Origin of the sequence: Mesorhizobium sp. M1A.F.Ca.ET.072.01.1.1 (assembly GCF_004023325.1) — a bacterium.
In the GTDB taxonomy this organism is placed as follows: domain Bacteria; phylum Pseudomonadota; class Alphaproteobacteria; order Rhizobiales; family Rhizobiaceae; genus Mesorhizobium.
In genome coordinates this window covers 1-12,873 of record NZ_RZSF01000188.1, presented here as the reverse complement: position 1 = coordinate 12,873, position 12,873 = coordinate 1, and the positions used below count along the sequence as shown (strand labels likewise).

At 64.1% G+C, this 12,873-nt stretch carries 12 protein-coding genes and 2 pseudogenes; 3 read left to right on the top strand and 11 right to left on the bottom strand.

The annotated features are described in order from the left end of the window. A partial coding sequence (locus EOA32_RS23150) for a tyrosine-type recombinase/integrase (protein WP_145971336.1) occupies positions 1 to 670 on the top strand: 670 nt, incomplete at its 5' end. A 337-nt stretch (positions 671 to 1,007) separates the two neighbouring features. Here the strand turns inward: EOA32_RS23150 and repC are convergent. Further along, positions 1,008 to 1,721: pseudogene (gene repC / locus EOA32_RS23145) on the bottom strand (plasmid replication protein RepC); the annotation flags it as partial. Between the two features lie 32 nt (positions 1,722 to 1,753). Between repC and EOA32_RS23140 the strand changes: the two are divergent. Together EOA32_RS23140 and EOA32_RS23135 are read left to right on the top strand one after the other, a co-directional pair. Continuing rightward, positions 1,754 to 2,626, top strand: a complete 873-nt coding sequence (locus tag EOA32_RS23140) for an SMP-30/gluconolactonase/LRE family protein (RefSeq protein WP_189407322.1) — start codon at positions 1,754 to 1,756, stop codon at positions 2,624 to 2,626. 94 nt (positions 2,627 to 2,720) lie between these two features. Then, positions 2,721 to 3,779, top strand: coding sequence for a D-alanine:D-lactate ligase-like protein (locus tag EOA32_RS23135; RefSeq protein WP_067003091.1), 1,059 nt, complete (start codon positions 2,721 to 2,723; stop codon positions 3,777 to 3,779). 125 nt (positions 3,780 to 3,904) lie between these two features. Here the strand turns inward: EOA32_RS23135 and EOA32_RS23130 are convergent, their stop codons facing one another. From EOA32_RS23130 to EOA32_RS23085, 10 genes and pseudogenes are all read right to left on the bottom strand, one after another. Further along, a complete protein-coding gene (locus tag EOA32_RS23130; protein ID WP_067003299.1) occupies positions 3,905 to 4,192 on the bottom strand; it encodes a DUF1330 domain-containing protein in 288 nt (95 codons plus the stop codon). Between the two features lie 37 nt (positions 4,193 to 4,229). Continuing rightward, the gene (gene pyrF, locus EOA32_RS23125) at positions 4,230 to 4,931 is read right to left on the bottom strand and encodes an orotidine-5'-phosphate decarboxylase (RefSeq protein ID WP_067003089.1); all 702 of its coding nucleotides are present in this window, start codon (positions 4,929 to 4,931) and stop codon (positions 4,230 to 4,232) included. Beyond that, entirely contained in the window at positions 4,931 to 5,527 is a 597-nt protein-coding gene (locus tag EOA32_RS23120; RefSeq protein WP_067323746.1) for an NADPH-dependent FMN reductase, read from the bottom strand. Before EOA32_RS23120 ends, pyrF begins: the two co-directional genes overlap by 1 nt. 75 nt (positions 5,528 to 5,602) lie before the next feature. Beyond that, on the bottom strand, positions 5,603 to 6,208 hold the full coding sequence (pmtA, locus tag EOA32_RS23115) for a phospholipid N-methyltransferase PmtA (protein WP_095776821.1): 606 nt from the start codon (positions 6,206 to 6,208) through the stop codon (positions 5,603 to 5,605). Between the two features lie 122 nt (positions 6,209 to 6,330). Continuing rightward, the gene (gene dnaJ / locus EOA32_RS23110) at positions 6,331 to 7,461 is read right to left on the bottom strand and encodes a molecular chaperone DnaJ (protein WP_067003083.1); all 1,131 of its coding nucleotides are present in this window, start codon (positions 7,459 to 7,461) and stop codon (positions 6,331 to 6,333) included. Between the two features lie 220 nt (positions 7,462 to 7,681). Further along, the gene (gene dnaK / locus EOA32_RS23105; protein WP_128372974.1) at positions 7,682 to 9,598 is read right to left on the bottom strand and encodes a molecular chaperone DnaK; all 1,917 of its coding nucleotides are present in this window, start codon (positions 9,596 to 9,598) and stop codon (positions 7,682 to 7,684) included. A gap of 390 nt (positions 9,599 to 9,988) precedes the next feature. Beyond that, the gene (locus EOA32_RS23100; protein ID WP_128372973.1) at positions 9,989 to 10,987 is read right to left on the bottom strand and encodes an LLM class flavin-dependent oxidoreductase; all 999 of its coding nucleotides are present in this window, start codon (positions 10,985 to 10,987) and stop codon (positions 9,989 to 9,991) included. A gap of 3 nt (positions 10,988 to 10,990) precedes the next feature. After that, positions 10,991 to 11,182, bottom strand: coding sequence for a hypothetical protein (locus EOA32_RS23095; RefSeq protein WP_245434942.1), 192 nt, complete (start codon positions 11,180 to 11,182; stop codon positions 10,991 to 10,993). An 88-nt stretch (positions 11,183 to 11,270) separates the two neighbouring features. Further along, the gene (locus EOA32_RS23090) at positions 11,271 to 12,440 is read right to left on the bottom strand and encodes an AI-2E family transporter (protein WP_067003075.1); all 1,170 of its coding nucleotides are present in this window, start codon (positions 12,438 to 12,440) and stop codon (positions 11,271 to 11,273) included. 91 nt (positions 12,441 to 12,531) lie between these two features. Continuing rightward, positions 12,532 to 12,873: pseudogene (locus tag EOA32_RS23085) on the bottom strand (LLM class flavin-dependent oxidoreductase); the annotation flags it as partial.

Sequence of the window (12,873 nt, the reverse complement as noted above, 5' to 3'; positions counted from 1 at the left end):
GTCACGGCTTTCTTGCTCTTGCGCCCGCCCGCGCGGCCGCAAGAGCAAGAAAGCCGTGACCGCCGACATTTTGACCGCGCTCGTAAAAGCCTGCGGCGGCGACCGTCTCGTCGACGTCAGGGATCGCGCGATCCTCATCACCGCCTTCGCCTCCGGCGGCCGGCGTCGCAGCGAAATTTCGGCGCTGCGCGTCGAGCAGATCGTCGAAGAAGAGCCGGTACCCACCGATCCCAAGGCTCCCCACGGCGAAAAACTGCCGTGCCTGTCGATCCGGCTCGGCCGGACCAAGACGACACAAGCCGACAGCGACGCCTTCGTGTTGCTGATCGGCCGTCCGGTGCGGGTCCTGCGGGAGTGGCTGGAGCATGCGAACATCAGCGAAGGCGCCGTGTTCCGCGGCATCGACCGTTGGGGCAATCTCGAAAAACGCGCCCTGACGCCGCAGGCGGTGAACCTGATCCTGAAGCGCCGCATCGCTGAGGCAGGCCTCGACCCGCAAGCGTTTTCCGCGCATGGCCTGCGCTCGGGCTACCTCACCGAAACCGCCCGCCGCGGCATTCCGCTGCCGGAAGCCATGCAGCAGTCGCAGCACCACTCGGTCCAGCAGGCTTCGAACTATTACAATGACGCGGAGCGGACGCTCGGCCGGGCGGCGCGGGTGATCATATAGATCCGGATGATGGTGCAGGTCGCTCGCGGCGCGCGCATGCCGTTTCGCGCGGAACGCACGGTGCAACAAGCTCCCGCCCTTACGCTGCACGGAGATGTCGAGACCGAAGGCAGTGCCCGGCACAAAGTCCACAATGATCCCAAGGCAACTGACCGCGGAAAATCGAACCCCGGATCCCCACCCGGCTGATCGGTAATAAGCGCGTCGAGGCGCGGGATCGAACTGAGCTGGACCGCCTTTGGAAAAGGTCCGCACAAGCGGAGTTCCGCCAGTGCCGTCCGCGCCGCGATGCCGGTCCTTCAGCTTCATACCGACACCCTTGAGACCGTCCCCGTGCTCACCCCGCCATCCTCGCCGTGGCGCCGTTCGCCTTCAGCGCCGCCATCAGCATCGGTCCGACCGAAAACGCCCCTGCCCTGGCCTTGTCAGTCAGCACACGCAGGTATCCGCCGGCGGAATTGATGTGCTGGGCCCGTTGCAGAATGCAGGCAATTACGATCGCGGCGACCTCCTGGCCCATCGCATGGCAGGCCTCCTCATAGGCCGAGGGCGACACGCCAAGGTAGCCCCGCACCTGGGCGGCGGTAATCATGAAATCGCGCCAATTACCGATACCGGCGACGGCGTAGTCCACAATTTCGGGGCAGGCCTTCAGCACAAGCCCAAGCGGATAGGTTTTTGGGGGCTCGGCGGTCCTCGTCCTGGGCTCGGCCGTCGCCCCGCTTTTCTCTAAAGCAGGTTCAAATTCAAAAATAGAGTCAGTATTTGAATCAGATCGCTGCCGCTCGTTTTGAGAGTCATTGCCGCCCGGATTCATGGATTTCATATGAATTTCCAGCAGCTTGTCCACTTCGTCGTGTAATGCGGCCAGATCGGCTACGATCTGTTCGAGCTCGGCAATGCCAGCGCGGCGCGGGATTGCCTCCACAACGCCGCGGAAACGCTTCCAAAGGCCTCCCCAGTCGCCCGGAACATCTTCCTCGACAGCGGCCTCGATCAGCTTGTGGACGTCACGGCGGTGCAAGGTGATCCGCTCGCGCATAAGCCTGAGCCCCCTTGGGACGAAGCCTTCGGAGGGATTTGATGGACAGCGTTTCGGTCTTCAGCGATCACATTTGCCAGTTGGGGGAGGGACCGAGCTACGATCCCGGCACCGAGACACTGTTCTGGTTCGACATCGTCAATGGCAAGCTTCTGGAAAAGCCGCTCGCCGGCGCGCTGAAAATCCATGATCTCGGCGTGATGGCCAGCGCCATCGCCGTCATCGACGATGCCCGCCAGCTGATCGCCACCGAGATCGGCCTGCAGGTCCGCGATGTGGCGACCGGCAAGTTGACGCTGCACACGCCGATCGAAGCTGACAATCCGCTGACCCGCTCCAACGATTCCCGCGTCCATCCCTGCGGCGCATTGTGGACCGGCACGATGGGCAAGGACGAGGGCAAGGGCGCCGGCGCGATCTACTGGTTCTTCAAGGGCGAGCTTCGCCGACTATTCTCCGACATTACCGTGTCCAACTCGATCTGCTTTTCCGACGACGGGACGATCGCCTATTACACCGACACCGCGACCGGGCTTCTGATGCGCGTCGCTTGCGATCCGGCGACCGGCCTGCCGACGGGCGACCCGAACATCTTCGTCGATCATCGTTCGCAAAAAGGCTATGTCGACGGCTCGGTCGTCGACCGCGACGGGGTGCTGTGGAACGCCGTCTGGGGCGGCAAGGCGGTGAAGGCGTATTCGCCGGACGGCATGCTGCTGCGCGAAATCCCGATGCCGGTAACCCAGCCTTCCTGCCCCGCCTTTGTCGGGCCGAACGCCGACCGCCTTGCGGTGACATCGGCCTGGAAAGGCAAGGACGACAAGCAGCGCAAGCTCGATCCTCAGGCCGGCATGACCTTCCTGCTCGACATTCCGGTCCGGGGCCGCTTCGAGCCGCGCGTGCTGATCGCCTGAGCGGCTTGCGCATTATCGCTCGCTCAGGTCGGTTTCCTGAAAGCCGATTGCAACCGCCATGCGATGGTAGCACCAGACTTTTCTGGGAGCTTCCATGCCGAGCAACGGCCCGACGCTGATCCTTGTCCACGAGCCGGAGAAGGCTTGCTTCGACCGGCTGGTCGCCGACGGCTACCCGACGGAACGCGCAACCGAGATATCGTCCTATCTGGCGCAGTCGACCGACCTCGCGCCCGAATTCGGCCAGCTCGCCGCCGCTTGCGAAACGCGCGGCCTCACCTTGATGGCCGTCGAGCTGGACGACGCCGCGACCGTCTTGGCGAACGCCGATCCCGTCAAAACCCTGGTCTGGACGTTGACCGACGGCATCGCCTATTTCCGTGGCGGCGCTTCGCCTGCGCTGGCAAGGCTGAATGGACTGAGGACGATCGGCGCCGACGATTCGCTGTTCGCGCTCTGCCAGGACAAGTTCCGCTCCGGCGCCGTGCTCGGCGCGCTTGGCCCGCCGGTGCCGCCGGCCGGGCTGGCCCGAAATGGGAAATGGCTGGTCGAGCCGCCGGCCTCGTCCGCCGGCTGGTTCGTCAAACCAAACCGGCTCGGCGCCAAGATCGGCATTTGGCCGGATTCGCGCTGTCGCGATCTTGGTCATGCGCTGGAGCTCAGCCGGCGGGTCTTTGCGCATTATCGCGACGATGTCGTCGTCCAGCCTTATGTCGCCGGCCGCAATGTGCGGGCAAGCTTCCTCGGTCTGAAGCCGGATACCGGCGTCGAGGCGCTCGGCATCGCCTTCGTCGAGTCCGGCGGCGACTTCCAGACCATGGCCGACTCTATGGCGCTCTACGGCGATAGCGGCCAAGCCGCCAGGGACGCAGGCACCTATGCCGAGCCGGAACTCGAGCAGGTCGCCGCCAGCCAGCCGGCGGCCGATCGCGCGATCCGCGCCATCGCGCAGGAGCTGATCGCCGGGCTTGGCCTGAAGGACGTCTTCTCGGTCGATTTCAGGGTCGAGGCCGACGACACCATCCATCTCATCGAGTTCGAAGTCTGTCCCGGCCTGCCCTGCTTCGATTTCCGCGACTATTGCCGCAGGCAATGGGGCATGAGCCTGGCGGATGCGATGGCGGAGACGGCGACCAGCCGGCTGAGGGCATAAGCTTAGGGATTGGACCGGTCTGCGGCAGCGGAGCGGCTTTGAGACGCCGGCGAAGGATCGCTGCAAATCTTTATTCTGCGCCACCGCCTTCCATGATCATGTCAAGGCAGGACGATTCAGACGAACTAAACGCCCTCGACCAGCACGATCTCGCCATCGGCCACTTTCTGGCGAATGGCGACGGCGCGCTGATATTCCGGCGAGTGGTAGCAGTCATGCGCGGCGGCAAGCGATTGGAACTCGATGATCACGTTGCGCGCGCGGCCGGGCCCCTCGGCTTTCTCATGCTCGCCGCCACGCGCCAGGAATTTCGCGCCGAAGCGCTCGAAAGCCGGTTTGGCGGCGGCGACATAGTCCTTGTAGCCTTCCGGGTCGCGCACATCGACGCGGGCAACCCAATATCCCTTTGGCATCATTTTCTCCTGTTTCGGTTCGCAAACGGGATCGGCCTTATGCCGAGCACATTTCGGCCAAGATAGCCTCGGCCGCCGCCCGCCGATCCGGCGCCTTGACGATCGGCCGGCCGACGACAAGGTGGCTGGAGCCGTTGCGGATCGCCTGCGCCGGCGTCACCACACGCTTCTGGTCGCCATGGGCGCTGCCGCTCGGCCGTATACCCGGCGTGACCACGGCCATGTCGGGACCGACGATCCGGCGCACGGTTTCGGCTTCCTCGGCCGAGCAGACGATGCCGCCCATGCCGGCATGCAGCGCCTGTTCGGCGCGCCGCAGCACCAGCGTGTGCGGATCGTATTCATAACCGGCATCGATCATGTCCTGCTCGTCCATCGAGGTCAGCACGGTCACCGCGAGCAGGCAGAGATCGCTGCCTTTGGCTGCTTCCACCGCCGCCTGCATAGCCTTGGGATAGGCATGCAGCGTCAGCATCGAGATCCCCATCCTGACGATATTCTCGACCCCCTTGGCCACCGTGTTGTCGATATCGAGCAGCTTCATGTCGAGGAAGACCTTGGTGCCGCCGCTGGCGAGCTCGCGCGCGAAATCGAGCCCGCCGGCAAAGGCGAGCTGATAGCCGATCTTGTAGAAAGAGACGCTGCCTTCGAGCTCGCGCACCGTCTGTTCGGCTTCTTTCAGCGTCGGCACGTCGAGGCCGACGATCAGCCTGTCGCGCATGGTCTCGACCGGATGCATCAGACCTCGATCCTCACGGACAGCATGCGCGAGGTTTCGATCAGTGTACGGCATAGGCGCTCCATCGATTGATGCAGTCTGGCGTCGCGGAATTGTCCGTCCTCGGCGAAGGCTTCATCGGCGCCGGAAACCGAGCATTCCGGCGTGATCACTTCCATCTGGCAGCGCACCAGCACCGCGCGCAGGTGGTTGATGCAGCGTATGCCGGCAAACTTGCCCTCGGAGGAGGAGCAGAGCGCGACGGGCTTGCCGTAAAGCGGCCTGAACGAGCGGCTGCCGTCGCGCCGGAGCCGGCTCACCCAGTCGATGGAATTCTTCAAGAGCGGCGGGATCGAGCCGTTATATTCAGGCGTCGCGATCAGCAGCCCGTCATGGGCGGAAATCTGATGGCCGAGCTTCACGGCATTCTCGGGAATGCCTTTGTCCTTCTCAAGATCCTCGTCCATGATCGGCAGCGGATAGTCGCCGAGCGAAATGCGGGTCACCTCCGCACCCTGCATGGCGAGTTCCTTTTGCGCGACATCGGCCGTCCGGCCGCTGAAAGCGCCGGTGCGGATCGAGCCTGCGAAAACGAGGATTCTTGGGATTACTGCCATCGGCCACCTGTCGAACGACGTATAGGCCGAAGAGCGATCAATCCCCAAGCGCTTTCGATGGCCAAGCGCTTTCGGTCAACATGCCTCGCGTCGGTAGATCCACAGCTGCGTAGGCGGAATGTTGCGGATGATGAAATCGAAATGCTTGACCGTGTAGTCGCCGCGGCCGGGCGGGATCGGCGACAGCGGGCCGTAGGTCAGCTGCACGATCGGCCGGCCGACGGGAATGCGGTCGAGCAGGCTTTCGATGTAGGCGATGCGCTGGGCGACAGGGAAATTGAGCAGCGGCACGCCGGAGACGACCGAATCGAACACCATGTCGCGCTTGTCGCCGAGTGTTGCGTCGAGGTTGAAGGCGTCGCCCTCGATGACGTTGACGCGCGGGTAGAGCCGGCGCAGATGGCGCACGAAGTCGGTCGAGTATTCGATCGCATAGAGGTTCTCCGGCTTCACGCCCTGGGCGAGGATGGCACGGGTGATGACGCCGGTGCCGGGGCCGACCTCCAGCACCGGCAGGCCCGATTTCGGGTTGACGATCGAGGCCATCTTGCGGGCGGTGACGGAACTGGTGGGAACGATCGAGCCGACAGCTTTCGGCTTGTCGATCCAGCCTTTGAAGAACTTCAGCTCGTCGTCGAATTTTTCCGTCAGCGCTTTGCGCAACCCGGGACCACGTGCCATGCGAGCTCTCCTCAACGCTCCCCGACTCGCTACTTAGCAGCTAGGTGGAACAAGGCAAGGCAAGATCTGGCATAAGATGTTGATGACGTTGAGGCAGCGCGTCAACCCCTGCCGCACCCCACTCAGGGCTCGCCGAAGGATTCGAAAAAGTCCTTCATGCGGGCGAAGAAGCCGCTCGACTGGGGCGAATTGTCCTTCGAGGAGAGCTGCTCGAACTCTTCCAGGAGCTCGCGCTGGCGCCGCGACAGGTTCTGCGGCGTCTCGACCGCGGTCTGGATGTAGAGATCGCCGACATTGGGCTGCCGCAGCACCGGCATGCCCTTGCCCTTCAGCCGGAACTGGCGGCCGTTCTGGGTGCCTTCCGGCACTTTCACCTTGGTCTGAGTGCCGTCAAGCGTGGTGACCTCGAACGAGCCGCCGAGGGCGGCGGTCGTCATCGAGATCGGCACCTTGCAGTAGAGGTCGGCGCCGTCGCGCTGGAAGAATTCGTGCGGCTTGACGGCAAGGAAGATGTAGAGGTCGCCCGATGGGCCGCCGCGCAGGCCGGCCTCGCCCTCATTGGCAAGCCGGATGCGGGTTCCGTCCTCGATGCCGGCCGGGATGTTGACCGACAGCGAACGCTCCTCGGTGACGCGGCCCTGGCCGGCGCATTTCGGGCAGGGGTCTTTGATCGTCTGGCCGCGCCCCTGGCATTGCGGGCAGGTGCGCTCGATCGAGAAGAAGCCTTGCGTTGCCCGCACCTTGCCATGGCCGTGGCACATCGCGCAGGTGACCGGCTGCGTGCCGGGCTTGGCGCCGCTGCCGGAGCATTCCGAACAGGAAATCGATGCCGGCACGCGGATCTGCGCCGTCTTGCCCAAAAACGCCTCTTCCAGCGAGATTTCCATGTTGTAGCGCAGGTCGGCCCCGCGCTCGCGGCCGCCCGACGAGCGGCGCTGGCGGCCACCCATCATGTCGCCGAAAATGTCTTCGAAGATGTCGGCGAAGCCGCCGGCACCGAAGCCGTGCGCGGCGCCGTTCATGCCGCCCTGCTCGAAGGCGGCGTGGCCGAAACGGTCGTAGGCCGCGCGCTTCTGCGGGTCCTTCAGCGTCTCGTAGGCTTCGTTGATTTCCTTGAACTTGTGCTCGCAGGCATGGTCGCCGGGGTTGCGGTCGGGATGGAACTGCATGGCGAGTTTGCGGAAAGCGCTCTTCAGCTCCTTGTCGTCGGCGCCTTTTTGCACGCCCAGCGTTTCGTAGAAATCAGCTTTCATTTTTTCCCGCTGTCCGGATGCTCAATGTCTTCAAGCATTGTCGCGTCGTCGCCGGCACGTTGTTCGATTTAGGAGCGATGTTGCCCGGATGCCAGAGCCGAGCCGGGCTCACCGGTGTTTTTCCGTCAATTTTTGGGCCAGGTCCGCACTTTTTCGGTGAAGGTTGCAAAAAAGCCCGGCCTTGCGCCGGGCTTTTCGCATTATTTGGCCGTCAGCCGGCTCAGGCCGACTTCTTCTTGTCGTCGTCATCGTCGATTTCCTCGAAGTCGGCGTCGACCACGTCCGAATCCTTGGCGGCGTCCGCCTTGGCGTCGGCTTCGGCCGCTTCCTTCTGCGAGGCCTCGTACATGGCCTGGCCAAGCTTCATCGAAGCTTCGGCGAGCGACTGCGACTTGGCCTCGATATCGGCCACGTCATCGCCTTCGGCTGCGGACTTCAGCGCCGCAATCGCGTCGGCGATCGCGGTGCGGTCGGCCTCCGAGACCTTGTCGCCATAGTCCTTCAGCGACTTCTCGGACGAATGCACCAGGGATTCGGCCTGGTTGCGCGCCTCGACGAGGGCGCGGCGCTTCTTGTCGGCCTCGGCATTGGCCTCGGCGTCCTTCACCATCTTCTCGATGTCGGCGTCGGACAGACCGCCCGAAGCCTGGATGCGGATCTGATGCTCCTTGCCGGTGCCCTTGTCCTTGGCAGAGACGTTGACGATACCGTTGGCGTCGATGTCGAAGGTGACCTCGATCTGCGGCACGCCGCGCGGAGCCGGCGGAATGCCGACCAGATCGAACTGGCCGAGCAGCTTGTTGTCGGCCGCCATCTCGCGCTCGCCCTGGAAGACGCGGATGGTCACCGCCGACTGCGAATCCTCGGCCGTCGAGAACACCTGGCTCTTCTTAGTCGGGATCGTGGTGTTGCGTTCGATCAGCCTGGTGAAAACGCCGCCCAACGTCTCGATGCCGAGCGACAGCGGCGTCACGTCGAGCAACAGCACGTCCTTCACGTCGCCCTGCAGCACGCCGGCCTGGATGGCGGCGCCGAGCGCGACCACCTCATCCGGGTTGACGCCCTTGTGCGGCTCCTTGCCGAAGAACTGCTTCACGATCTCCTGGATCTTGGGCATGCGGGTCATGCCGCCGACCAGCACCACTTCGTCGATCTCGCCCGCCTTCAGGCCGGCATCCTTGAGCGCCGCCTTGCAGGGGTCGATGGTGCGCTGCACGAGGTCCTCGACCAGGCTCTCGAACTTCGCCCGGGTGAGCTTCATCGTCAGGTGCTTCGGCCCGCTGGCGTCGGCAGTGATGAAGGGCAGGTTGATCTCGGTCTGCGTCGTCGACGACAGCTCGATCTTGGCCTTCTCGGCCGCTTCCTTCAGGCGCTGCAGGGCGAGCTTGTCGGCCTTGAGGTCGATGCCTTGCTCCTTCTTGAACTCGGCCGCCAGGTACTCGACCAGGCGCATGTCGAAGTCCTCGCCGCCGAGGAAGGTGTCGCCATTGGTCGACTTCACCTCGAAGACGCCGTCGCCAATCTCGAGCACCGAAATGTCGAACGTGCCGCCGCCAAGGTCATAGACGGCGATGGTCTTGCCGTCCTTCTTCTCCAGACCATAGGCAAGTGCGGCAGCCGTCGGCTCGTTGATGATGCGCAGCACTTCGAGGCCGGCGATCTTGCCGGCGTCCTTGGTCGCCTGGCGCTGGGCATCGTTGAAATAGGCCGGAACGGTGATGACCGCCTTCTCGACCTTCTCGCCGAGATAGGCTTCCGCCGTTTCCTTCATCTTCTGCAGGATCATGGCCGAGATCTGGCTGGGCGAAAGCTTCTTGCCGCCAGCCTCGACCCAGGCATCGCCATTGTCGCCCTTGACGATCTTGTAGGGGACAAGCTTCTTGTCCTTCTCCGTCACCGGATCGTCATAGCGGCGGCCGATCAGGCGCTTGACCGCGAAGATGGTGTTTTCAGGATTGGTGACCGCCTGGCGCTTGGCCGGCTGGCCGACGAGGCGTTCGCCATCGCTGTTGACGGCGACGATGGAAGGGGTCGTGCGCGCGCCTTCCGCATTCTCGATAACCTTTGGCTCCTTGCCGTCCATGATGGCGATGCAGGAGTTGGTGGTTCCGAGGTCGATACCGATTACTTTTGCCATTGTTCTAGTCTCTCCTCTAAGCAGGCTCTCAGGACCCTGATAAGGCGTTCCGACGAAAGCCCCTGTTCACAAGAAATTCCGCCACGGTCCCCGGGTTTTCAAGGCCGGGCGGTTGGCGCGTATATAAGAACAGGCGGCACGAGGCGCAAGCATCCTGCGCAACGCATCCACCAAGCCGATCGCCTGCCGGGAACGGTGCTAAATCGCCAATTTTGCGGCCGATTTGCCGCCCGATACGCCCGGACCGAGGTAAATCCGGCGCGGGCAAAAACGTCGCAGTCGCCATGATCCGGGCGTGAATGCCTGCGAACGGAGTTGCGCGGAGCTTCAGAAAGATGTGTTTTCCGCCGGCGATCGCTCTTTCGCCCCGGCTGATAGGCGGCCCAGCGGTCAGGCCGCTTGCGACATCGATCTGTGCACGTCTGCCAGGATCTCGAAGGAGCGCACCCGCGCGGTGTGGTCGAACATCTGCGCCGTCACCATCAATTCGTCGGCGCCGGTGCGGCGTACGAAGGCGTCGATGCCCTGGCGGACCGTCTCCGGCGACCCGACGACGGCACAGGACAGCGCCTGGGCCAGCATGGATTTGGCCACGGGATCAAGGTCGCGGTCGTAGTTTTCGACCGGCGGCGGCAGCTGGCCGGGCCGGCCGCTGCGCAGGTTGACGAAGGCCTGCTGCAGCGAGGTGAACAAAAGCTTCGCCTCGGCATCCGTGGGCGCCGCAAAGACATTGAGGCCGAGCATCACATAAGGCTTGTCGAGCTGCGCCGACGGCTGGAAGCGAGTGCGATAGACCTCCAGCGCGTGGTCGAGTTCGGCCGGCGCGAAATGCGAGGCGAAAGCATAGGGCAGCCCAAGCAGCGCCGCGAGCTGCGCGCCATAGAGGCTGGAGCCAAGGATCCAGACCGGCACGTCCTGGCCTTCGCCCGGCACCGCGCGGATGCGCTGGCCTTCCTCGGCCGGCTGGAAATAGCCCATCAGCTCGACCACGTCCTGGGGGAAGTTGTCGCTGGCCTCCAGGTTGCGGCGAAGCGCCAGTGCCGTCATCATATCGGTGCCTGGCGCGCGACCGAGGCCGAGATCGATGCGGCCGGGGAAAAGTGCTGCCAGCGTGCCGAACTGCTCGGCAATTACCAGCGGCGCATGGTTGGGCAGCATGATGCCGCCGGCGCCGACGCGGATAGTCTTGGTGCCGCCGGCGACATGGGCGATCACAACCGACGTCGCGGCACTGGCAATGCCCGGCATGTTGTGGTGCTCGGCGAGCCAGTAGCGCTGGTAGCCAAGCCGCTCGGCATGGCGGGCAAGGTCGAGCGAATTGGCCAGCGACCGCGAGGCATTGTTGCCTTGCGTGATCGGCGACAGGTCGAGAACCGAAAGGGCCGTCATTGGTCAGGTCTCCACGATTTGCTTCTGCCGCAACCGGGCCTCGAATTCGGCGCGGTCGGGAATGACGATGGCGAACTGGCCTTCCAGCACGTCGGCGAGTTCGGTCGCCGAGGCGATTTCCCGCTGCTCGCTGCGGGCGCCGAGATGATGGATAGACAGGCGGTTGTTGCGCAGCGCGAGATCGAAGTCATTCATGCAGGCGGGTCCGGCTAGACCGGACCGATATAGGCACTCGCCATGGGCGCCGCAAACAGCCGGCCGGACATGCAGATTGGGCCAGGCCTCACGCGCCGGATTTGTGGTTGTTATCGCCGGCCTCGTCGTCGATCGCCATGGTCTGCTGCGCGGCGAGGAAATTGCCGACATGGCTGAGGCCATCGAAATGGTCGCAGAACACCTTGATGACCACCAGCAGCGGCACCGCCATCAGCGCGCCGACGAAACCCCACAGCCAGGACCAGAAGGCGATGGCGATGAAGATCGCCACCGCGTTTATCTCGAGCCGCCGGCCGACCACCGTCGGGGTCACGAACTGGCCCTCGACGATGTCGCACAACAAAACGAAGGCGGGTGCCAGCAACGCGTAGGGGATCGTATCGAAGCTGATCAGCGCGATGATCGTGACCAGCAGCAAGGTGATCAGCCCGCCGACATAGGGCAGGAAGTTGAGCAGCGCCGCGGCCGCGCCCCAGACCTGCGGGTTCGGCATCCCAAGTCCCCAAAGGCCAAGTCCGATCACCGTGCCGAGGCCGGCATTGATGGCCGCCACGGTAAGCAGGTAATGGGAAATCTCGTGCTCGACGTCATAGACGATGCGCAGCGCGCGCTTCTTGTCGCTGAGGTGGGCGAAGGACTGGACGATCTTCTCGTAGAACAAGGTGCCGGAGGCGAGCAGGAACAGCGACAGCACGAAGACGAGGGTGATGCTCGTGCCGGCTCCCAGAATGTTGCTGGCCGCCGTCGACAGGATGCCGGACGGCGCCAGCGCGACCTTCTGCACACCCGGTTCCTGCGATGTCTCGGTCAGGGCCTGCAGTTGACGCGAGAGATCCATGACCCTCTCGAGCGGACGCTTGAAAGGCGCCAGCCGCTCGGTGAGTTGCTCGCCGATCGAGTAGCTGTTGTTGATGAGGTCGATGACCGGGCCGCTGAGCAGGTAACCGGCGCTGGCGAAGACGAAGAGGGACAGCAACACCAGCAGTGTCGCGGAGGCCACCTCGGGGATGCCGCGCTTGCGCAGGAAGCGCACGATCGGGGTCAGCGTCAGCGCCAGCAGGAAGGCGAGGATCACCGGCATGAAGAAGGCGCGGGCGAAATAAAGCGCGGCGATCGTTATCAGCACGAAGATGCCGATCAGCAGCAATCGAATCAGGCGCAATTCGGCGCGGGCGCTGGCGCGCTCGTCCGGGCTTTCGGCAACGTTCGAACCCGAAGCGCTCGTTTCGACCTTCATCCGTTCCCTCGCGATCGCCGAGGAAAACGTACGCGCCGCCGCCAAGGTTCCTTAGCCGGCGGTGAGGGCGCATCTTGCTGGGCAGGCGTCCTCAGGCGACGGGCGCCGGCGCGGCCTTCGCCGTCTCCTTGCGCACGACCGGCGCCACCTTGGTGCCGTAGAGCTCGATCGCCTTCATGATCTTGGCATGCGGCATGGTGCCGATCGCCATCTGCAACAGGAAGCGGTCGTTGCCGAAGATCTTGTGCTGGGCGACGATCTTTTCCGCCACCTGTTCGGGATCGCCGACGAACAGCGCGCCGTTCGGCCCGCGCGCCTGATCGAAATGCGCCCGCGAGGTCGGCCCCCAGCCGCGCTCGCGGCCGACGATTTCTACGCACCGCAAGCCGAGGTGATGAACCGCATCGGCCGCGAGCGCGGCTGGGGGCCGATG

What these genes read in the sequence shown, in the direction of transcription:
- EOA32_RS23135 (WP_067003091.1), top strand. Translation starts at nt 2,721, where the DNA reads ATGCCGAGCAACGGCCCGACGCTGATCCTTGTCCACGAGCCGGAGAAG.
- pmtA (WP_095776821.1), bottom strand. Translation starts at nt 6,208, where the DNA reads ATGGCACGTGGTCCCGGGTTGCGCAAAGCGCTGACGGAAAAATTCGAC.
- dnaJ (WP_067003083.1), bottom strand. Translation starts at nt 7,461, where the DNA reads ATGAAAGCTGATTTCTACGAAACGCTGGGCGTGCAAAAAGGCGCCGAC.
- pyrF (WP_067003089.1), bottom strand. Translation starts at nt 4,931, where the DNA reads ATGCATCCGGTCGAGACCATGCGCGACAGGCTGATCGTCGGCCTCGAC.
- EOA32_RS23090 (WP_067003075.1), bottom strand. Translation starts at nt 12,440, where the DNA reads ATGAAGGTCGAAACGAGCGCTTCGGGTTCGAACGTTGCCGAAAGCCCG.
- EOA32_RS23095 (WP_245434942.1), bottom strand. Translation starts at nt 11,182, where the DNA reads ATGAATGACTTCGATCTCGCGCTGCGCAACAACCGCCTGTCTATCCAT.
- EOA32_RS23140 (WP_189407322.1), top strand. Translation starts at nt 1,754, where the DNA reads ATGGACAGCGTTTCGGTCTTCAGCGATCACATTTGCCAGTTGGGGGAG.
- dnaK (WP_128372974.1), bottom strand. Translation starts at nt 9,598, where the DNA reads ATGGCAAAAGTAATCGGTATCGACCTCGGAACCACCAACTCCTGCATC.
- EOA32_RS23130 (WP_067003299.1), bottom strand. Translation starts at nt 4,192, where the DNA reads ATGCCAAAGGGATATTGGGTTGCCCGCGTCGATGTGCGCGACCCGGAA.
- EOA32_RS23100 (WP_128372973.1), bottom strand. Translation starts at nt 10,987, where the DNA reads ATGACGGCCCTTTCGGTTCTCGACCTGTCGCCGATCACGCAAGGCAAC.
- EOA32_RS23120 (WP_067323746.1), bottom strand. Translation starts at nt 5,527, where the DNA reads ATGGCAGTAATCCCAAGAATCCTCGTTTTCGCAGGCTCGATCCGCACC.